This window comes from Flaviaesturariibacter aridisoli (genome assembly GCF_004343705.1).
Classification (GTDB): Bacteria; Bacteroidota; Bacteroidia; order Chitinophagales; family Chitinophagaceae; genus Flavisolibacter; species Flavisolibacter aridisoli.
The window spans coordinates 1-18,754 of sequence record NZ_SKFH01000019.1; the positions used below are offsets into that span (position 1 = coordinate 1).

The following is an 18,754-nucleotide window of genomic DNA, read 5'->3' on the forward strand; positions in this document are numbered from 1 at the left end:
TGATTAGCCATCGGTGCTGCCCTTTTTTCTAAAGGTGGCAGCAGATCAATGGTTGCCGCAGATGCCCGGCTCAGGGATTAGTAAAGCGTCAGTGAAAGGGTGGTCAATTTGCTCCGGCGGAAGTGGTCAATTTACTCCGGCGCGGGGTGGTCAGTTTGCTCCGGCGCCAGGTGGTCAACTTCCACCGGCGCAGGGTGGTCAATATCGCCGGCGTTTGCAGCTATAAGCTGGAAAGAGGGGTTTGGCAGGATTGGGTTCGCCAAGGTCATAGGCCTTAATAATTCGTTCTGCTTTTGAAAGGAGGGGAATCGCAGCCCGCACATCCGTTTTCTTTCGGCGCGTAAATATCCACGTCTTTCCGTCGATGCCCGGCAAAAGGTTTCCGTGTTTCAGCTTAGCCATATCACTATACGCAAGCCCTGTGTAACATTGAAATAGAAACATATCTCTGACGAGGCGAAGCCGTTCTATTTTGAAGGTCTTACTTTCAATCTTATCCAGTTCTTTTTGCGTGAGATAAACCCTTTCGACGTCCTTGTAATTGGATTTGTAATTCTTAAACGGGTTTTCTTCTATCCATCCGTTAAGCACGGCCATGTTCAAGATCTTCTTTAGGCTCTTTAAATACTTAGTGGAGGTATTGTGCTCATTCTTGTCGTTGCTTTTCAGGTAAAACTCAAAATCGGCCATAAAACCGTGAGAAAGATCCTTGAGCTTGATGTCCTTCTTTTGGTACTTATGAGCAATAAACGTTTCCACTTTTCGGCGTAAGATGTCGTACTTCTCGAACGTTGAATAGCTGAAGTCTATCCCTACCCGGCTCTCAAATTCCTTATTGTGATAAGTGATAAGCTCCATTAGGGTCATTTGGTTCGCATCCCTACCGAAAAAGCGTTCAACGAGAACATCCAAGTCTATATTCCTTTCCCGATGCATGGAGTTGAAGAGCTCCATTAGCTTGCCTCGGCTTTCGGTTATATACGTGTTGATTAGTCGGGCATCTTCCTTTGAACCTTTGACCTGCCCGCGTAGCGCGTCCCATCGCTCTGGGGTAATGGCAAAGCCGGTAGAGATATTCTTTCTTTTATTATCGTAGCTGATCCGCAGGTAAAGTGGAGCCTCTCCCTGTTTGTTGGACTTGGCCTTATACAGCCAGAAGAGTATGGTCAGATTGTTTTTTGCCATAGGAAACCTGATTTTTGGAGGTAAGCAGAATGGGATTTCTGAAATGCAGGCCTGTGGCGGGTTTCAAAAGAAAAAGTGGTAACCTGCTTTTTGAAAATGGGTAACCAATTAGAAACCTCGCAGCCTTACGAAAGGGGCAAAATCAGGGAGGTATAAAAACAATAAAGGCCTGAAAATCAATGACTTTCAGACCTTTCAGCTCCCCCTTCAGGACTTGAACCTGAGACCCTCTGATTAACAGTCAGATGCTCTAACCAACTGAGCTAAGGAGGAATTTCCCGCCACTTTCCACCACCGTGGAGCCGGTAGTTTCTTGCTTTGGGAGAGCAAAAATAGGGGATTCTGCAAAAACATACCGCGCCCGCGGAAAAATATTTTTCTAAATGATTCTGGCAGAAGGCATTGCCGGCGGCCCCGGTCGGGGCGAATACCCGGGGAGTTGTAACCAGCGGCTCCCTTTCTCCTGGCGTGGGGCTCCGGGCCGGTAATAAAAAATCCCTCCACCGGGGGGTGGAGGGATCAATACGGGAAGTCGGAGTTGGTCGCTTTTCTTAGGTTTTTCGATTTACAAAAATTCCGGGTCAGGGCTTTCGCAGGATTGGATTTCAACTTTGGTTTTTCAGGACTGGACAGGTTTTCATAAGACAGGATCAGGCTTTCATAAGATCGGATTCGGTTTCAAAGGATTCGGACTGGCTTTCATAAGATCGGAACTGGTTTTTCGAAGGACCCGGATGGCTTTCAGAGGATCGGATTTACTACAACATACGTAGCCGCAAAACTTTGGTTTTTGTTGCAACATTGTTTTTTTGCGTCGTAACGGATTTCCCTTAGGCGCGCCTACAAAAAACCGAAAGGGGAAAGGCTCAGACGCCCGGTTTGGGTGCCACCACTACCGGTGTGGAAGGAAGCGGAATGCGCACCACCACCTGGCAGCCGCGGTGGAGGCCCGACTGCACGTGCAGGGTGCCGCCGAGTACGGCGGCGCGGCTCCGCATGTTGGTGAGGCCGATGCCGCTGTGCTTCCCCGCCGTATCGAAGCCGCAGCCGTCGTCGGTGATGGTGAGCGTCGAAATACCGGCCGCCTGCGACAACTCGATCTCCACATGGGTGGCGGAGGCGTGGCGCATGATGTTGTTGAGCGCCTCCTGCAAAATGCGGTAGAACGCGAGCTTCTGCTCCATCGGCACGATTTGCCGGAAGGTTTCGTGGTGAAAGCGGATGTCGAGGCCGGAGGAAGGCGCCACCATCTCCACCAGTGCGGTCACCGAGTCGATCAATGAGCGGGTGCCCAGGGTGGGCGCCGACAATTCGCGCGACAGGTTGCGGATGCCCGAAATACACTGCTGCAGGTAACGCACCGAGTTGGCCAGCAGGCCCGGTGCCAGGCGCTCGTCGGATTGCGCCAGCTCTATGTTGAGCTTCACCGTGGTCAGCACCTGGTTGACATTGTCGTGCAGTTCGCGGCCGATGTTTTCGCGCTCGCGTTCCTGCGCGGCGATGATCTGCTGGGTGAGGCGGCGCTGGTTGCGCTTCTGGTCGCGGCGGCGGCGCTGCTCGGCGTCCTGGATCTCGAGGATACGCTTGCGGCGCTGCAGCAGCACGGCGCACACCATCCCCGAAAAGAGCAGCAGGAGCAGGCTGATCACCGCACCGAAGCGGTACTCGCGCCGGGCGGCCGCATGGTGCTCCATCAGCATATCTTCTTCCGAGGAACCCACGGTGGCGATCATCGGGTAGTCTTTCATCTTGCGGTAACTGAACCAGCTGGGAATGCCGTGGATGGCGTCGCGGGCGTAGTAGTAGCCGATCGGCTGTTGTGCTACGTGCTGGAACAGCGGGCTCTTATGGATGTCTTCGCCCGAGCTTTCCAGTGAGCCGGTGCGCCGGGCGTAGGTAATGCCGTTGGGCGCGATGAGCGAGATGAGGTCATGCGGCCCGAGGGCGGCTTGGGCGTAAAACCGGGTGAAAGTGACCGGCTCGATCTGCACCGTTACTGTGCCCCCGAAGCTGTTGCCGGGTCCCGGCAGGCGCCGGCTCAGCACGATCACCGGGCGGCCAAGCGTGCGCGACTGGATCGGCGTTCCGATATACAAGGTATCGCGGTGCGTCTTGTGCACGAGGAAGTGTTCCCGGTCCGAAACATCGATGGGCATTTTGGGAATGGCGCGGTTGCTCAGCCGCAGGTGCCCCTGGGCATCGATGATGCTGACGCCCGCGAGGTTGTTGCTGTCGATCACTCCTTGCGAAAGCAATGCGTTGAGGTCGAGTCTGTTGCCGGCTTTGGCGTGCTCGTAGCGTACGAGCTGCATGAGCGCATCGGCATTGCGGATGCTGTGCAGGGCGTGCTGCTCGAGGGTTACTACGAGGTTGTTGTTGCGCTGGATGGCCGCGTTGATGGCGGACTGCCTGCTTTCGGCGATCTGCCGCAGGATGACATTCCACACAAGGAAGAGCAGCAATGCGCAGAACAGTGCGACGGCGGCCACGAGACGGCCCGTTCGTTCCAGGTAGCGGGCAAGGTTCATGTTGGCTTTGAAAATTACCGCCTGCAAAGTAGCGAATCCTGTGCCGCCATAGCAAAGGATTCGGTAAGCGGTCAGTCGAAGCCGGCAAACCCGGGGGGCATGCCCACGTACAAGCCGTCGGGGCGCTGCTCCACGGGCCAGTGCTTCAGGTAATAGCCCTCACCACTGACGTTGCGGCCGTTGGCGAGGCAGAACTTGTAGCGGTGCAGCGGGCATACCACGTTGCCGCGCGCGTCGATGGTGCCGTGCACAAAGTGCCCCGAAGCATGCGGGCATTTCGGGGCCACGGCATAGATGATCCCCTCGTGGCGCGCCAGGCAAAACGAGCGGCCGGCCGCCTCGATCTCTGCCAGGTTGCGGTCGTTCCAGGGAAGTTCATCCGGCGATTCGGCGATCTTGATCCAATTCAAACGTCAAAATTAAAATGTCAAAAGAGCAGGCGTCTGCCGGGCATTCATCCTTCATTTTCGACTTAATAGAAGAACTCCGTTTTATAAGGATAGCGAATGCGGTACAGCTCGCGCACTTTTTCCAGGATCACTTCGCGCAGCTTTTCGATGTTGGTGCGCTGCAGGGCCGAGATGAAGAGGGCGTTGCCGTTCGTTTCGCGCTGCCAGCGTTCCTCGAGCTCGCGCAGGAGGTCGGCCTTGGTGGCGTCGTCGAGCCAGGCGTCGAAGGTTTTGGCTACGTATTCATCGAGCTTGTTGAAGATGATGAGGATCGGCTTTTCAAAGCTTTTGAGTTCCTGCAGCGTCTTGTTCACGGTGCCCATCTGGTCTTCATACTGCGGGTGGCTCAGGTCCACTACGTGCAACAGGATGTCGGCCTCGCGCACCTCGTCGAGGGTACTCTTGAAGCTCTCCACGAGGTGGTGCGGCAGCTTGCGGATGAAACCGACCGTGTCGGAAAGCAGGAAGGGCGTCGTTTCATACACGATCTTCCGGGTGGTCGTATCGAGCGTGGCGAATAGTTTGTTTTCAGCCAGCACCTCGCTTTTGCTGAGCAGGTTCATGAGCGTGCTCTTGCCCACGTTGGTGTAGCCTACGAGCGATACGCGGATGAACTCGCCGCGTTCCTTGCGCTGGGTAAAGGCCTGCTTGTCGATCTCCTGCAGGCGCTTGCGCAGCAGCGAGATCTTCTCGCGCACAATCCGCCGGTCCGTTTCGATCTCGGTCTCACCCGGACCGCGGGTGCCGATGCCGCCGCCAAGGCGCTCGAGGTGCGTCCACATACCGCGGAGGCGGGGCAGGATATATTGGTATTGCGCGAGCTCCACCTGGGCTTTGGCCTGGGCGGTTTTGGCGCGCCGGGCGAAAATGTCGAGGATGAGGTCGGAGCGGTCGATGACCTTCACCTTTGTTTCCTTTTCAATATTGCCGATCTGCGCGCCGGTGAGCTCGTCGTCGAAGATGATGAGGTTGATGCCGTGGGTCTGCACGTAGGCGGCGATCTCCTGGAGCTTTCCCTTGCCTACGAAGGTCTTGGGCTCCGGCCGGGCCAGCTTCTGCACAAAGCGCTTCACGGTGACGGCGCCGGCGGTCTCGGCCAGGAAGGCCAGCTCGTCGAGGTACTCGGTTACCTGGGTTTCGGTCTGCTCTTTCTGCACCACGCCTACCAGCACGGCCTTTTCTTCTTCCTGAATTTTATTCCTGTTATCGATCATCGCTCCAAATATAAGCCCCCTGTCCCCCAAAGGGGGCACTTAGGGTGTACCGGTTGTTTATACAGTAATCATTCCTAAAGCCATCGGGTCAAAACAAAAAGCCCGGAACACATTGTGTTCCGGGCTTTCGGGTAACATATTGTTGCCACTAAAAGGCGCAATACCGCTTTAGTACCCCTTGGGGGATTGGGTTAGAGGCCGGTCAGGCTAAGGCCAACGGTGAAGGGGTGCACGTTGGGGCCGTTGTTCTCCTTGAATACCTGCGAGATCTGGTAGGAAGCGAAGATGCCGAAGTGACCGTAGCCGATGCGGCCGGTCGCCGAAAAGCGCTGGCTGTTGAAGAAGCGCTTGCTGAATTCCTTCTCTTTATAATCGGAAATGGAGGTGCCGGCGCGGTCCAGCAGGTTCTTGCCTTTGGTCTTCGCGTTGAGCAACGTGCCCACTTTTACGCCAAGCGCCACCTTGAAGCTGTGCGCGTCGTCGTCGGGGCGCGAGGTCCAGCGGAGCTCCAGCGGCACTTCGAGGTAATCGGTGGTGAGCTTGTATTTCTTGAAGTGGTTCGTATCGGCCACATTCCGGAAAGCGATGGTGTTGACGTTATCGCGGATGCGGATGTCGGTGTTCTTGAAGAACATATTGTCGGAGCCGACGCCCAGGCCGATGGCCGCGCTAAGGTGCGGGTTGGTGCGGAAGGGGAAGGCCATCATGAAATAGATGTTGAGCGAGCGCGATATCCCGGTTGTGCTGAGGGTGTCGGGGCGGCCGGACCACTGGGTGATACCGCCTTGAACCAGGAAGTGATCGTTGCCCTTGGGCAGGCCGCGGCTGGAAAGCATGCTGCGTTTTACCGTAGAGTCAGATTGCGCCATCACGATACCAGAAAGCAGCAGGGAAAGCGCTACCAGGAAAGATTTTCTCATTCGTCGTTGTTAAAATTCAAATGTATGCGGCGAAGGGTTAATGAAAGGTTAAGTCGCCGGAACCGCGCAAAGATAGGTAGAATGGGGCTTCCGGCGGGTACGGCCGTTCGGCTGTCAGCTTCGCTGGAACGCTGCACCGGGCCAGGCAAACCTAAAGCCGCTCTCGCCCTGGGAAGACCGGCCCGTTCAGCTTTTTACGCCGATGAAGATCATCGTGGTCACGGGAAAGGGTTCTTCCAGCAGGTTGGCTCCATGCGCGCGGTACAGGACAGCCTTGCCCTCCCAACGATTGCTGCGGATCCAGTCGTTGGTAAAGGCTTTGGAATCAGGGTGGATGCGAAAGCCGGCTTCGGTCATCCGCTCGTCCCAGTCGCTGAAGCTCCAGGCACAATACGTTTCGTGCAGCTCGCTGCGCCAGTTGTCGGTGTAGTCCTTGTGCAGCAGGAATTCGGCGGCATCGCGGCGCGACAGGCGCAACAGGGCACGGCCGGCGACCGTCACCTCTTCATACGAAAGCACATAGCTTTCGGCTTTGCGAAAGCCCTCCGCAAATACACGAAAGCGGGCGCGGGTGCTGAGGCCGTCGAGGTGCTGCTTGAGGGCCGCGCCATCGGCGGGTAAGGAGGCGGCTACGTCATTGGTTCCGTCGCGGTCATCGAGCCACAGCAGTACGGGCTCGTCGCCGCCTTCAGGGCCCAGCACGTCGCGGTTGATCCACACACCGCCGGGCACGAGCTCGGCGTAGCGGTTGCGGATGAACTGCAGCAGGTCGGCGCGGCAGCCGTAGGATTCGATCTCGTGCGTGAGCGAAGAGGTATGGATTGTATTCATCGACGCCGCATCGAAGGAAAGGCCGGTTACGGCGTTGCGCTGGGCGAAGAATACGAAGGGATTGCGGAAGTCGCCGTTGGCCTTGCGCTGCAGGCAGATCTCGTACAGCGGGCGCGATACTTCCACGCCGTAAAAATCCGATTCGCGGAAGCGCTCGTCGGCACAGGCCTGCCGGATCCAGGAGCCCACGGCGCAGCCGATGTCGCCGATGCGGCCGGGTTGCACAAAAGGCGCCGTGTCGCGGTATTTCGTTTCGGCGATCTCGTCCATCTGCCGCACATATACATTGTAGTCGCGCGTGGCGGTGAGGTCGCCGTCGGAGCCGATCATGGCGTCGCGGAACAGCAGCTGCACCTTGTCGCCGAGGCGATAGTTGTCCCACACGCGCCAGGAGGCCGGGTGGATCTTTGCCCGCAGCGCCGCATCGGCGCGCCAGTCGGCGCTGGCGGCCACGGCTTCCACGAGATCCCAGGGCATCTCGGCGCGGCAGCGGCCGCTGGCGGCGTCTTCGAGCTCGGCGGGGAGGATGCGGAAGCCGAGTTCTTCATAGCCGGCGCCCACGCCGGTGGAGCATACGACGGCGCAATTGTCGGGTGTCAGGTCGAAGCGGCCCTCGCTTTCGTGGCGGATGCGCTTGAGCGTGTAGGTAGCGAAGTTGGGCAGGCTGCCTACGTCGTCGATCCCGTAGAGATACACCGGCACGCCGAGCCCGGTGCCAAAGGCCTCGAGGGCAATAGCACGGAGATAAAAGGGCAGTGGGTTGCGGCGGGTGTTGGAGTGATTTGCCGAAGTGACGGCGAAGAGGATCGCTTCCACGGCACCGCCCGGTCGAAAGGTATTTCCATCTATGTCGGTCCAGGCGGCGCCGGGCGCCAGCAGGCTGCGCAGGTATTGGTGCTGAAAGGCAGTGAGCAGGTGGTGTCGTCCGGGGAAGAGCAGGTACATACGAAGGGGCGCAAAGTGGTGCTGGCGGACAAGATAGCCGTTTTGCCGTTATCTTGCCGCCATGCCTTCCCGGAGCGCGATACAGGTGGCGGTAGACGCCGTGTTGTTTGGTTATGCCAAAACTGAGGGCGTGTCGGTGCTGCTCATTCGCCGTAAATACGCGCCCTTTGAGAACCGCTGGGCGCTGCCCGGCGGCTTCGTTCAGCCCGACGAATCGCTCGAGACGGCGGTGCGCCGCGAGCTGGAAGAGGAAACGGGGGTGCGGGTGCAATACCTCGAGCAGCTTTTCACCTTCGGCGACCCCGGCCGCGACCCCCGGCAGCGCATTATCTCGGTGGCTTATTTCGCCCTCGTAAAAAGCAGCCGCTACCAGGAGCTGCGCGCCAGCACCGATGCCGAGGAAGCGCAATGGTTCCCGATCGGCGCCCTGCCCAAGCTGGCCTTCGACCACAAAGACATCGTGCGCTGCGCCGTGGAGCGGGTGCGGGCCAAGATCCGCTACCAGCCGATCGGCTTCGAGCTGCTCGACAAGACCTTTCCCTTCTCCGACCTCGAGCGGCTGTACAGCGCCCTGCTCGACCGCCCTATCGACCGCCGCAACTTTGCCAAGAAGATCCATGCCCTCAATGTGCTCGATGAAACCGGCGGCGTAGCGCCCGCCGAAGGCAAAGGCCGTCCCAGCAAGCTGTTTCGGTTCAACCGCAAGCGCTACGAAGAGCTTGTGCGGAGCGGCATCTCCTTCGAGATCTAGCGAACGCAGATCTTATAGGATTAGTAAGATGATAAATGATTCATCGGTGCTCATTTTCGTACCCATACATCGATTATGGGCACGTTTGCCTGCGCTGGAAAGCTGGTAAAAACCTGCGGTAATCCGAAGAATCCTCCGAATCTGCTCCGTGCCCCGCAGGAGGCGGGGTTCCTTCTCTATTTAGCGTAAAAATGACGCAAAATTTGGCCGGCAATTTGTTCCGTTCTAATTTAGTGTAAAATATACGCAAAATGGAACCCGCAGCTGTGATTGTCGCCCGCTTTCAAACACCCCGCCTCCACGAAGGCCACCGCTTCCTGGTAGAAACAGTAGGGGCGCGCCACCGCAAGCTGGTGGTAGTGCTGGGCGTGGCACCCCTGAAAGGCTCCCGCCGCGATCCCTTCGACTTCTTCACCCGCGAGCGCATGCTCCGCGCCGCCTGGCCCTCGCTCACCGTTTTGCCGCTGCCCGATCATCCCAGCGATGCCGCCTGGTCGCAGGGCCTCGACCGCCTGCTGCAGCAGGCCTTTCCCGGCGAGTCCTTCCTGCTTTACGGCAGCCGCGACTCCTTTCTTCCGCACTACTCGGGCAGCCTGCCCGTGTGCGAGCTGCCCGCGCAGGAAGGACCCTCGGCCACCGAGCTCCGCCGCGATCTTGCCGGCGAGGTTCGCGACAGCGAAGACTTCCGCTGCGGCGTCAACTATGCCTGCCAGAACAGGTACCTGCAGGTGTTTCCAACCGTTGATGTGGCGCTGCTGCGCCGCGGCCGCAGCGAAGTGCTGCTGGGCCGCAAGGCCGGGCGGAAGGAATGGCGCTTTCCCGGCGGCTTCGCCGACCCTGCCGATGCCTCCTTTGAAGAAGCGGCCCGCCGCGAGCTTGCCGAAGAATGCGGTAGCCTCGAAACCGGCACGTTTCAATACCTCGGCTCGGCCCGCATCGACGACTGGCGCTACCGCCCGGTACCCGACAAGATCGTGACGCTCCTTTTCGCCACCGACCTCCTGTATGGCACGCCCCGCGCCGCCGACGACCTCGAGGCACTTTCCTGGTTCCCGCTCGCGGAGCTCGATGCACGGGACGTTTCCGGGGCGCTGGCTTCCGAACACGCACCCCTCTTTGCGCTGCTGCGCGGTGCGCTGACCCAACAACCCGATTCCTCACTTCAAAAGGTTTGATATGAAAACGAATGAGAACATCGCCCTGCTCGCCGACGCCTACAAGTACGCACACCACAAGTTGTACGCACCCGGCACTACGCGGATCTACTCGTACCTTGAAAGCCGCGGCGGCGCCTTCGATGCCACCGTCTTCTTCGGGCTCCAGTATTTCCTGAAGCACTACCTCGAAGGCCCGGTGCTGACCACCGAAAAAGTGGACGAGGCCGCGGAGCTCCTCCCGCAGGTCTTTGGCCGGGCCGACGTATTCGAGCGCGCGCGCTTCGACTATATCGTGAAGCGACATGGTGGCCGCCTCCCGGTGCGCATCCACGCGGTGCCCGAGGGCAGCCGCATCCCGGTGCACAACGTGCTGATGACAATTGAGAATACCGACCCGCAGTGTTTCTGGCTCACGAATTTTTTGGAATCGCTGCTGATGCAGGTTTGGTACCCGTCCACCGTGGCCACCCTGTCGGGCGCCGTGCGTGCCATCGTGCAACACTACTTCGATACGACGTCCTCGGCGGGCGCGCAAGACAGTATCGACTACGTGCTCAACGACTTCGGCTTTCGCGGTGTGTCGTCGGTGGAAAGCGCCGGTCTCGGCGCGGCGGCGCACCTGCTGCACTTTAAGGGCAGCGACACGCTGGCCGGCTCGATGCTGCTGCGCCGCTATTACGGCGCGGCAGGCATGCCCGGGCAATCGGTGCCCGCCACCGAGCACTCCGTGTGCACGCTGCTGGGCGCCGAAGGCGAGCTCGACGTATTCCGCCACGCGCTCAACACGTATCCGGATGGCATCCTTTCGGTGGTATCCGACTCATACGACATCTTCCGCGCCTGCACCGACTACTGGGGCGGCGCCCTGCGCGAGCAGGTGCTGGCCCGCAAGGGAACGCTGGTGATCCGCCCCGACAGCGGCGATCCCGTATTTACCTTGCTCCGTGTGTTCGACCTGCTGCTGGAGCGCTTCGGTTTTACCGTGAATGAAAAAGGCTACAAGGTGCTGCCGCCGCAGGTGCGCGTGCTGCAGGGCGACGGCATCAACCCCGAGTCCATCCGGGCCATCTACGGTGCCCTGCAACTGAACGGCATCAGTGCCGAAAACCTGGTGCTCGGCATGGGCGGCGCCTTGTTGCAAAAGGTGGATCGCGACACGCAAAAGTTTGCGCTGAAATGTTCCTGGGCCGAAGTGGCAGGCCGCGGCCGCGACGTACGCAAGCAGCCGGTTGAACTCGACGCGAAAGGCTCGCTGCATCGCTCCTTTAAAGAGTCGAAGGGCGGGCGCCTGAAGCTGGTGCTCGATGAAGGCCGCTATCGCACGGTGCGCGAAGGCGCCGGCCCCGCGCTCAACAACGAATTACTCCCGGTATTTGAGAAGGGTATGTTGCTGAACGAACAGCGTTATGCCGACATCCGCGCCCGCGCGCTGGCGCCGCAGGAAAAGCTGTGCTTTGCGTAAGTGGAGAATCCCGATCAGGCGGCCTGTTCTACACCGGCGCGTTCGGCTGCAATCCGCCCGTTGAGCCGGTGGTAGCCAAGCCCGGCGCCCGCCAGCAACAGCGTCAGCAGCACCCAAAGCAAGCCATAGCCCCAGCGTTCGGCAAGGAAGAACCCGCCTGCCGGGCCAATCACCTGGGCGCAGCTCCAGCAAAGCGTGTAGCCGGCGGCAAATTGCCCGCGGTTGCCTTCCCGGGCGCGGCTGTTCACAAAGGCATTGATAAAGGGCAGCGCGAACATCTCGCCGGCGGTAAAGAACAGCATCGACAGTAAGGCATTCAGCAGTGCGGTCGTCGCCGGCAGCAACAGGAAAAGATAGGAGGCGCCGAGCAGCAACGCGCCGAGAATGGCGAATTGCAGCGGGGCGCGCCTTTTCTCAATGCGGCTGATCAGCACCATCTCGAACAGCGCGATGAGGATACCATTGAACCCGAGCACCAGCCCGATGGTGGATTCGCGCAGCCCCCATTGTTCTTTGAAGAAGAGCGGGCCGATGCGGAACATCAGGAAGAAGCAGGTAGCGAACAGGGTGGTGACGGCCATGAATCGGAGAAACAGCGCGTCGTGCCAGATGTGTGCGCCCTTGCGTACCGCGGCGCGCGCCGCTTTCATCGCCGCCCGCAGCGGCGGAAGCAGGATCCAGAGCGTAATGCCTGCCAGCACCGAAATGCCTCCGTCTACCACAAACAGCAGGCGGTAGTCGACCGATGCCAGGAGGCCGCCCAGCGCCGAGCCTACCGCCCAACCGATATTCATGGCGAGGCGGTTGAGCGCGTACGATCGGGTATTGGTGCCCGGCTTCGCATAGGCATGCGTGGCCGCGAAGTTGGCCGGCCGGAAAGCTTCTGTAAAAAACGGGATCACCAGCGAGAGCGCGCACAGCGTAGGAAAATGCGTGACCCGTGCGAAGAGCAGAAACAACGTGCCGCCGAGGAGGAGGGCGCCCACCTGTACGGGGCGGTAGCCGACGCGGTCGGTGAGGAGTCCGCCGATGGCTGCGCCGGCGATGGAGCCGACGCCGAACAGGGTAATGACAAGCCCCGCATCGGTGGCTGGGCGGTGCAGGTGTTGCGTCACATAAAGGCTCATAAACGGCACGGCCATAAAGCCGCAACGGTTGATGAGGATCACCGTGGCCAGCAGCCAGGTTTCGCGGCTGAGGCCGGAGAACGACTGGCGATACGATCGGAATACCTGTCGGAGCAAACGCATGGGGCACAAAACTAGGCACCGGTGCCCGCCCCGAACCGCGGGAAAGTGTATATTTCACAAAACCGTTTATGCGACTGCTTCGTTTGCTGGTGCTCGGCCCCCTATTAACCTGCGCCCAGTAACCGGGCGCCCCTGCCGGCTGATGCGCAATGTGCTGATGAGCCTCTGGGAGATCAGCGACGGACAAACCCCCGAGCTCATGGCGCTGTTCACCCGCTACCTGGTCAACGAAGGAAAGGGGCAAACCTATTTTTCCTACGAAGCCTTGCGCCGCGCGGTGCTGGAGTACAAAAAAAAGCAGCCCGATCCTTATTCCTGGGCTGCTTTCTCCATGTGCGGCGTACCAATCTGAGCGCTATTTTTTCAACACCACGTATTGGTACGGCTGCAATGTCATGCTGCTGCCTACCGTCAGGGTGCCGCTCTCGAGCGCGTTGTTCCAGGAGCCTGCCAGCGCAGCATCCAGGCTGACCGTCTGCACGCTGTTGCGCGTGTTGACCAGCACCAGCAGCTGCTGCGTGTTGTAGCCACGCGTATACACAAGTACGTTGTTGTCGGGATAGGTTTGCAGCGTACCCCGGCGGGCTGCATCGGAGCTGCTGTAGGCGGCCATCAGCTTCGTATAGGCCTGCAGCGTGGCGGGATTAGCGTTCCAGTCGATCGTGCCGCCGGTATACACCGAGTTGCTCGGAACACCTACTTCCTGTCCGCCGTACAACAGCGGGTTGCCGGGCAGGAAGAGCGTGGCCGCTTCAGCAGCAAGTGCCCCGGTGGGTCCGCCGTAGCTGGTGGCCGGCGTGCTGTTGCCCATTTCGTCGTGGTTGGTAATGAAGCGCAGTTTGCGCTTGCCGGCGGGCACGGTGCTCCACTCGGCGGCGCTTGCGGTGAACAGGTTGGATGCGTTCTGCCCGTTGTGAAACACGCCGTAAAGCGCTCCCAGGTAGTTCCAGCTGAAATTGAGGTCAAACCCGGCGCTGAAGTGATCGGCGCGCGCGCCTTCGGCCAGCATGATGAGGCGGGGCTGCACGCGGCGCAGCGAGTCGATGGCCTGCTGCCAGAAGTCGGCGGGCACATAGTCGGCGGCATCGCAGCGGAAACCGTCCACGCCGGCCTGCTGCACCCAGTATTTCATGGCGCTGATCATCGCTTGGCGCATATCGGTGTTCGCGTAGTTGAGATCGGCTACATCATTCCAGCCGGTGCCCTGCGGCGACACTACTTGGCCGTTTACCTGCGTGTACCACTGCGGGTTGGCGGCAAGCCAGGGATGGTCCCAGCTGGTGTGGTTGGCCACCCAGTCGAGGATGACGGCCATGCCCCGGGCGTGGGCGCCATTTACGAGGTTCTTGAGGTCATTGAGGTTGCCCAGCGAAGGGTTGACGCCGTAGTAGTCGCGCACGCAATAGGGCGACCCGATCGAATTTACCTGTCCCACGGGTTGAATGGGCATCGTCCAGAGGGTGTTGACGCCCAGCGACTTGATGGCGTCGAGGCGCGCCGTGACGCCGTTGATGTTGCGTGAGGCGCTGAAGGCGGGAGTGTTCACTTCGTAGAGTACGAGGTCTTCGTTGTCCGCACGCGTAAACGGCGTGCTGACCACGGGTGTCGGTGTGGGTGCCGGTGCCGGCGCGGGATTCGTATCTTTCTTGGAGCAAGCAGCGAGCAGCCAGAGGGCCGCCAGCAGGAGTAGGGTGCGGGGCTTCATTGTGTTAAAGATACACATTGCCTTTGGCGGCCGGATGACTTTTCGGTAAAAACCCTTGCAACTGCCGGCGGCACCGGAATTGCAGCATCCCCGCAACCACTATGGAACAGGTCATCGCCCTTTTAACGCTCATTCTGCTGGAAGTCGTGCTGGGACTCGACAACGTGATCTTTATCTCGATCGTCGCCGCTCGCCTGCCCGCGGCGCAGCAACAAAAAGCGCGGCGTCTTGGTCTCATCCTGGCCATGTTCCTGCGCCTGGCCCTGCTCGGCGTGATCTCGCTCATTCTTAAACTTGAAGGCGACCTCTTTCGCTTTATGGGCCAGGGCATCTCGGGCAAAGACCTCATTCTCATCGCCGGCGGCCTGTTCCTGATCTACAAAGCGTCGAAAGAGATCTGGTACAAAATGGAAGGCGAGGAAGGTGATGAGACGAAGAACATCAAGGCCAACAGCTTCCGCAGCGTTATCGGCCAAATCCTGGTCCTCGACCTCGTGTTTTCCGTCGACTCCATCATCACTGCCGTGGGTATGGTCGACCAGCTGTGGATCATGTATGTGGCGGTAATCGTAACCGTTACGATCATGCTGTTTGCGTCCGGTCCCATCAGCTCGTTCATCAACCGCCACCCGGCCTTCAAGATGCTGGCGCTGTCGTTCCTGCTGCTCATCGGCGTGTCGCTTATGGGAGAAGGCCTCGGCTACCACATCCCGAAGGGCTATATCTATTTCTCGATGGCGTTTGCCCTCGGCGTAGACATTCTGCAGATGCGTATGAAAGGCGGGAAGGTGCCGCCGGTGGACGTGCGCGAACACTACGAAGCACCGGCTGCCGAGGCAACGGACACCGACCGCCATCCTGCGGAGTAGCGCCGACGCACGCTATTTTTGATCCACCACCACCCAAGTTTTCTATCCATGATCCGCCTTTTTTATATCAACGAGCAGGGCCGCCTGACCTGGGAGAAAGGGGCCGGCCTGCTCCAGCCCACCGACTGCCAGCGCATCGTTTGGGTAGACCTGCAGGAGAGCTCGGCGGTGGAGAAGGCCACGGTGGAGCGCCACTTCGGAATCGAGCTATTCACGGCGCAGGAAGCTGCAGAGATCGAAAGCAGCTCGCGCTTTTTCGAAGGGCACGACTACCTCGAAGGCAACAACAGCTTCATACTTTATTCCGACCGCAGCCTGGGAACCGAGCAGGTATCGTTCATTGTACAGCGCGGTGTGCTGTTCACCCTCCGCAACGCCGACCTGAAAGCCTTTGCACTGACGGTGAAGCGCCTGAAGACACTGCGCGCCGCCAAGGAAGTGGACGGCCTCTACATGTTGCTTACGCTTATCGAATTCCAGATCGACCTGGATGCTGATTTTATTGAGCACCTGTCCCGCCTTACCACCGACATCAGCCGGAAGTTGACCAAAGAGCGCTCCTTCAAAGAGCAGGTGCTGATCGACATCACCGAGTTGCAGGAAAACACGATCCTCGCGCGTGAAAGCATTGTGGACAAGCAACGCCTCGTGTCGTCGCTGCTCAAGAGTCACAACGTGGAGGAGTCCGACAAAGAGCGGCTGCGCGTCATCATCAAAGACATCGGCTCGATCCTGCAGCATACGCAGTTCAACTTCGAGCGCCTCGAGTACCTGCAAAATACGTTTTTAGGTCTTGTAAATATTGAGCAGAACAAGGTGATCAAGATCTTCACGGTGGTGACGGTTATCTTTATGCCGCCCACGCTGATCGCGTCCATTTATGGAATGAACTTCCGGCATATGCCCGAGCTGGGCTGGCGCGGGGGCTACCCGTTCGCGTTGGGACTGATGGTAGCAGCGTCGCTGCTTTTCCTTTGGTTTTTCAGGCGCAAGCGCTGGCTATAGCATTGCCCGTTTGTTGAACGCTTCCCGTAATAATACGGTACGAAGCCACACGGCACGGTCTTCGCCCGATGTGGATAAAAGCGCAAATGATTGGTACCCCGGAAAATAAGCGGCAATTTGTGCTGGAAGTGCACCGGCGGCTGGCGGAGGTGTACGGATCAGCCATCAGCTATTTTCACGACCTCGACCCGCTGAGCGAGCTGGTGTCGGCCCTGCTGTCGCACCGTACGCGCAACAGCCAGAGCGGCCTGGCCTTCCGCAACCTGCGGCGTCTTTTCGGCTCTTGGGAAGCGGTGCGCGACGCACCGGTGGCGGAAGTCGAGGCCGCGATCAGCGCCTGCACCTGGCCTGAGCAAAAGGCACCCCGCATTCGGCAGGTGCTGCGTCTGGTCACGGAGCGCATTGGCCATCTTACCCTCGATTTCCTGGAACGAATGCCGGTGCCCGAGGCGCGGGCCTGGCTGGAAGAGCTCCCGGGTGTAGGCCCCAAAACCAGCGCCGCGGTGATCTCGTTCAGTACGCTGCGCGGCAAGGCGATGCCGGTAGACTCGCACCATTTTCGCGTAGCGGTGCGCCTGGGGATAATTGAGGAAAAGCTGGGAGAGGCGCGGGCGCACCGGGTGCTGGAAGATTTGCTGCCGGCGGATTTCAGCGCCCACGATGTATACGATCACCACCAGTTGCTGATGAAGCACGGACAAAAAATATGTCACTGGCGCGAGCCCGATTGCGCGCACTGCGTGCTGCTGGCGCTCTGTCCCACCGGGCAGGCACGCCAGATGCGGAAGGCTTCTTGATGCAATGGTTAGAAAGAACTGACCAGCACGTAGAGGATGGCCACGAAGAAAAGGAGTACGAGGATGCCGGTGGTCACGGCCGGTACGGTTCGAAACGTATCGGTCATTTGTTGTTCACCGTTGGGAATCTGTTGGGTAGGCCTCATAAAGGTGTTTCTCATAAAGGTGCAATTCCGTGCCACTTTCCGTTAATGTGGCCGTCCAGCGGGGGATGGGCCGTGGTTTTTCGCAGGAAGGCGCGGAAGCGGTCACTTTTCCTGCAGGGTTGTGGTGCGGATGCCCCGATGCGGTGCGCAGGCCAGCTGTGCCGCAGCTTCCTGTCCCTATTTATTCGGCTTTCCACGAAGAATTGGTGTACCTTGAAGTAGGTCTTTTTCGCCATTTTCAAACCGGAATCGTATGGATAACCCATCACCGCGTACAGCCTCCTTTCTAACCGGCGGCCACGAAGCGCCGGAGATCGAGTTACTTCGTGCGGCGTTGCACCAGGCCACCGCGGAAGCCTCCGCGCAGTCGAAGGAGGCACAGCGGCTGGCGGCGGAACTGGCGCAGGTACGTCGCGAACTGGCCTTCCAGACCGAGCAGGCCACCTGGCGGGGAAAAGAACTGGAATTCGCCGACCGCCAGCTGCTGCGCGAGCATATCCGCACCGAGCGCCAGGCCGATGAACTGCTCCAGGTAAACCGCGGCCTCACCGATGCGCTCGACGAGCTCACGGCACAAAACCAGGAAATGGAGCGGCGGGCCGCCGAGCTGCATATCGCCAACATCGAGCTGGCTTACCAGAACTCCGAAAAAGACAAACGCGCCGCCGAGCTGGCCGCCGCCAACCGGGAGCTCGATTTTCAAAACCGCGAGAAGGAATTGCGCGCCGCCGAACTGCTGGAGGCCATCGCCGAACTCGAGGCCTTCGCCTTCGTGTCGAGCCACGACCTGCAGGAGCCGCTGCGCAAAATGCTGCTGTGGCTCGACCGCCTCGCCGATACCAAGGAGCGCCTGTTCAACGACAAGGAAAAGCAGCACTTCGACCAGATCGTGCGGGCCGCACACCGCATGCGGCAGCTGATACAGGACCTGTATACCTATTCGCGCGTCAACACGGTAGGCAAAGAATACGAGCGCGTCAACCTCGAAGAGGTGCTGGGCGAGGTGACCGCGGACCTGGAACCGGTGATCACCGAAAAGGGCGCCGTGCTCGAAACCGGTTTGCTGTGCCCGGTATACGGTGTGCGCGCCCAGTTCCGGTTGCTGCTGCACCACCTGCTCGACAACGCTCTTAAGTTTACCCGGCCCGGCGTGACGCCCCATATCCGGGTCAGCGCCGAAGAAACGACTGCCGAGGAGGAGCCGGCGCTGTCGCCGCAAAGCTCGTACTGCCGCCTCAGCGTGGCCGACAACGGCATCGGGTTCGACGTGTCGGTAGGAGAGCGCATCTTCCAGGTGTTTCAACGCCTCCATGCCCAGGACGTTTACCCCGGCACCGGCATCGGCCTCGCGCTGGTGCGTAAGATCGCTGTGGCGCACAAGGGCATTATCCGCGCGCGCAGCACGGTGGGCGAAGGTTCGGAGTTTACCCTGTATTTCCCGATGCCGGTGGGGCAGATCGATGTATAGCAACGCTTCCCCTCCCTCGCGCAAACGGACTGGACTGTAAAAGCCCCGGCGATACCGGGGCCTTTGTAAAAA

At 59.5% G+C, this 18,754-nt stretch carries 17 protein-coding genes and 1 tRNA gene; 8 read left to right on the plus strand and 10 right to left on the minus strand.

The features are described 5' to 3' along the window. Window positions 1-198 precede the first annotated feature (198 nt). The 7 genes from E0486_RS11900 to E0486_RS11930 all read right to left on the minus strand — a co-directional run bounded on the left by E0486_RS11900 (window position 199) and on the right by E0486_RS11930 (window position 8,072). A complete protein-coding gene (locus E0486_RS11900) occupies window positions 199-1,185 on the minus strand; it encodes a site-specific integrase (protein ID WP_131852407.1) in 987 nt (328 codons plus the stop codon). 199 nt (window positions 1,186-1,384) lie between these two features. Then, window positions 1,385-1,458 (minus strand) — tRNA-Asn (locus E0486_RS11905). Between the two features lie 593 nt (window positions 1,459-2,051). Beyond that, window positions 2,052-3,713, minus strand: a complete 1,662-nt coding sequence (locus E0486_RS11910) for a cache domain-containing sensor histidine kinase (protein ID WP_131852408.1) — start codon at window positions 3,711-3,713, stop codon at window positions 2,052-2,054. A gap of 71 nt (window positions 3,714-3,784) precedes the next feature. Continuing rightward, entirely contained in the window at window positions 3,785-4,123 is a 339-nt protein-coding gene (locus tag E0486_RS11915) for a Rieske (2Fe-2S) protein (protein WP_131852409.1), read from the minus strand. 62 nt (window positions 4,124-4,185) lie between these two features. Continuing rightward, window positions 4,186-5,376, minus strand: coding sequence for a GTPase HflX (hflX, locus tag E0486_RS11920; protein WP_131852410.1), 1,191 nt, complete (start codon window positions 5,374-5,376; stop codon window positions 4,186-4,188). Between the two features lie 191 nt (window positions 5,377-5,567). Continuing rightward, window positions 5,568-6,296, minus strand: coding sequence for an outer membrane beta-barrel protein (locus E0486_RS11925; protein WP_131852411.1), 729 nt, complete (start codon window positions 6,294-6,296; stop codon window positions 5,568-5,570). 186 nt (window positions 6,297-6,482) lie between these two features. Beyond that, the gene (locus tag E0486_RS11930) at window positions 6,483-8,072 is read right to left on the minus strand and encodes a class I SAM-dependent methyltransferase (RefSeq protein ID WP_131852412.1); all 1,590 of its coding nucleotides are present in this window, start codon (window positions 8,070-8,072) and stop codon (window positions 6,483-6,485) included. Window positions 8,073-8,133: 61 nt separating this feature from the next. On the opposite strand from E0486_RS11930, the gene E0486_RS11935 reads away from it, so the two are divergent. From E0486_RS11935 to E0486_RS11945, 3 genes are all read left to right on the plus strand, one after another. Continuing rightward, complete coding sequence (locus E0486_RS11935; protein ID WP_131852413.1) at window positions 8,134-8,823, plus strand: NUDIX hydrolase; 690 nt, start codon at window positions 8,134-8,136, stop codon at window positions 8,821-8,823. A 251-nt stretch (window positions 8,824-9,074) separates the two neighbouring features. After that, window positions 9,075-9,998 carry an NUDIX domain-containing protein gene (locus tag E0486_RS11940; RefSeq protein ID WP_131852414.1) on the plus strand — a complete coding sequence of 308 codons (924 nt, stop codon included), beginning with the start codon at window positions 9,075-9,077 and terminating at the stop codon, window positions 9,996-9,998. A 1-nt stretch (window position 9,999) separates the two neighbouring features. Continuing rightward, complete coding sequence (locus E0486_RS11945) at window positions 10,000-11,442, plus strand: nicotinate phosphoribosyltransferase (protein ID WP_131852415.1); 1,443 nt, start codon at window positions 10,000-10,002, stop codon at window positions 11,440-11,442. Window positions 11,443-11,456: 14 nt separating this feature from the next. Here E0486_RS11945 and E0486_RS11950 read toward each other — a convergent pair whose 3' ends face one another. Next, entirely contained in the window at window positions 11,457-12,692 is a 1,236-nt protein-coding gene (locus tag E0486_RS11950; RefSeq protein ID WP_131852416.1) for an MFS transporter, read from the minus strand. 142 nt (window positions 12,693-12,834) lie between these two features. Here E0486_RS11950 and E0486_RS18895 point away from each other — a divergent pair, with 142 nt between their 5' ends. Further along, a complete protein-coding gene (locus E0486_RS18895; protein WP_165917305.1) occupies window positions 12,835-13,044 on the plus strand; it encodes a CHAT domain-containing protein in 210 nt (69 codons plus the stop codon). 3 nt (window positions 13,045-13,047) lie between these two features. Here E0486_RS18895 and E0486_RS11960 read toward each other — a convergent pair whose 3' ends face one another. Next, entirely contained in the window at window positions 13,048-14,397 is a 1,350-nt protein-coding gene (locus E0486_RS11960) for an alpha-amylase family glycosyl hydrolase (RefSeq protein ID WP_165917306.1), read from the minus strand. Window positions 14,398-14,498: 101 nt separating this feature from the next. Between E0486_RS11960 and E0486_RS11965 the strand changes: the two genes are divergently transcribed. From E0486_RS11965 to E0486_RS11975, 3 genes are all read left to right on the plus strand, one after another. Beyond that, window positions 14,499-15,266 carry a TerC family protein gene (locus E0486_RS11965; protein WP_131852419.1) on the plus strand — a complete coding sequence of 256 codons (768 nt, stop codon included), beginning with the start codon at window positions 14,499-14,501 and terminating at the stop codon, window positions 15,264-15,266. 48 nt (window positions 15,267-15,314) lie between these two features. After that, window positions 15,315-16,271: a magnesium/cobalt transporter CorA gene (corA, locus tag E0486_RS11970; protein ID WP_131852420.1), complete on the plus strand. Its 957-nt coding sequence runs from the start codon at window positions 15,315-15,317 to the stop codon at window positions 16,269-16,271. Between the two features lie 86 nt (window positions 16,272-16,357). After that, the gene (locus tag E0486_RS11975) at window positions 16,358-17,068 is read left to right on the plus strand and encodes an endonuclease III domain-containing protein (RefSeq protein WP_131852421.1); all 711 of its coding nucleotides are present in this window, start codon (window positions 16,358-16,360) and stop codon (window positions 17,066-17,068) included. A gap of 8 nt (window positions 17,069-17,076) precedes the next feature. On the opposite strand, the gene E0486_RS18900 is transcribed toward E0486_RS11975, so the two are convergent. Beyond that, on the minus strand, window positions 17,077-17,214 hold the full coding sequence (locus E0486_RS18900; protein WP_165917307.1) for a hypothetical protein: 138 nt from the start codon (window positions 17,212-17,214) through the stop codon (window positions 17,077-17,079). 253 nt (window positions 17,215-17,467) lie between these two features. Between E0486_RS18900 and E0486_RS11980 the strand changes: the two genes are divergently transcribed. Further along, on the plus strand, window positions 17,468-18,682 hold the full coding sequence (locus E0486_RS11980) for a sensor histidine kinase (RefSeq protein ID WP_131852422.1): 1,215 nt from the start codon (window positions 17,468-17,470) through the stop codon (window positions 18,680-18,682). The last annotated feature ends 72 nt before the right edge of the window (window positions 18,683-18,754 follow it).

Coding starts and splice junctions, on each gene's coding strand:
- E0486_RS11960 (WP_165917306.1), bottom strand. CDS start 14,397: ATGAAGCCCCGCACCCTACTCCTGCTGGCGGCCCTCTGGCTGCTCGCT.
- E0486_RS18895 (WP_165917305.1), top strand. CDS start 12,835: ATGCGCAATGTGCTGATGAGCCTCTGGGAGATCAGCGACGGACAAACC.
- E0486_RS11910 (WP_131852408.1), bottom strand. CDS start 3,713: ATGAACCTTGCCCGCTACCTGGAACGAACGGGCCGTCTCGTGGCCGCC.
- E0486_RS11925 (WP_131852411.1), bottom strand. CDS start 6,296: ATGAGAAAATCTTTCCTGGTAGCGCTTTCCCTGCTGCTTTCTGGTATC.
- E0486_RS11900 (WP_131852407.1), bottom strand. CDS start 1,185: ATGGCAAAAAACAATCTGACCATACTCTTCTGGCTGTATAAGGCCAAG.
- hflX (WP_131852410.1), bottom strand. CDS start 5,376: ATGATCGATAACAGGAATAAAATTCAGGAAGAAGAAAAGGCCGTGCTG.
- E0486_RS18900 (WP_165917307.1), bottom strand. CDS start 17,214: ATGAGGCCTACCCAACAGATTCCCAACGGTGAACAACAAATGACCGAT.
- corA (WP_131852420.1), top strand. CDS start 15,315: ATGATCCGCCTTTTTTATATCAACGAGCAGGGCCGCCTGACCTGGGAG.
- E0486_RS11940 (WP_131852414.1), top strand. CDS start 9,075: ATGGAACCCGCAGCTGTGATTGTCGCCCGCTTTCAAACACCCCGCCTC.
- E0486_RS11950 (WP_131852416.1), bottom strand. CDS start 12,692: ATGCGTTTGCTCCGACAGGTATTCCGATCGTATCGCCAGTCGTTCTCC.
- E0486_RS11975 (WP_131852421.1), top strand. CDS start 16,358: ATGATTGGTACCCCGGAAAATAAGCGGCAATTTGTGCTGGAAGTGCAC.
- E0486_RS11980 (WP_131852422.1), top strand. CDS start 17,468: ATGGATAACCCATCACCGCGTACAGCCTCCTTTCTAACCGGCGGCCAC.
- E0486_RS11935 (WP_131852413.1), top strand. CDS start 8,134: ATGCCTTCCCGGAGCGCGATACAGGTGGCGGTAGACGCCGTGTTGTTT.
- E0486_RS11965 (WP_131852419.1), top strand. CDS start 14,499: ATGGAACAGGTCATCGCCCTTTTAACGCTCATTCTGCTGGAAGTCGTG.
- E0486_RS11930 (WP_131852412.1), bottom strand. CDS start 8,072: ATGTACCTGCTCTTCCCCGGACGACACCACCTGCTCACTGCCTTTCAG.
- E0486_RS11945 (WP_131852415.1), top strand. CDS start 10,000: ATGAAAACGAATGAGAACATCGCCCTGCTCGCCGACGCCTACAAGTAC.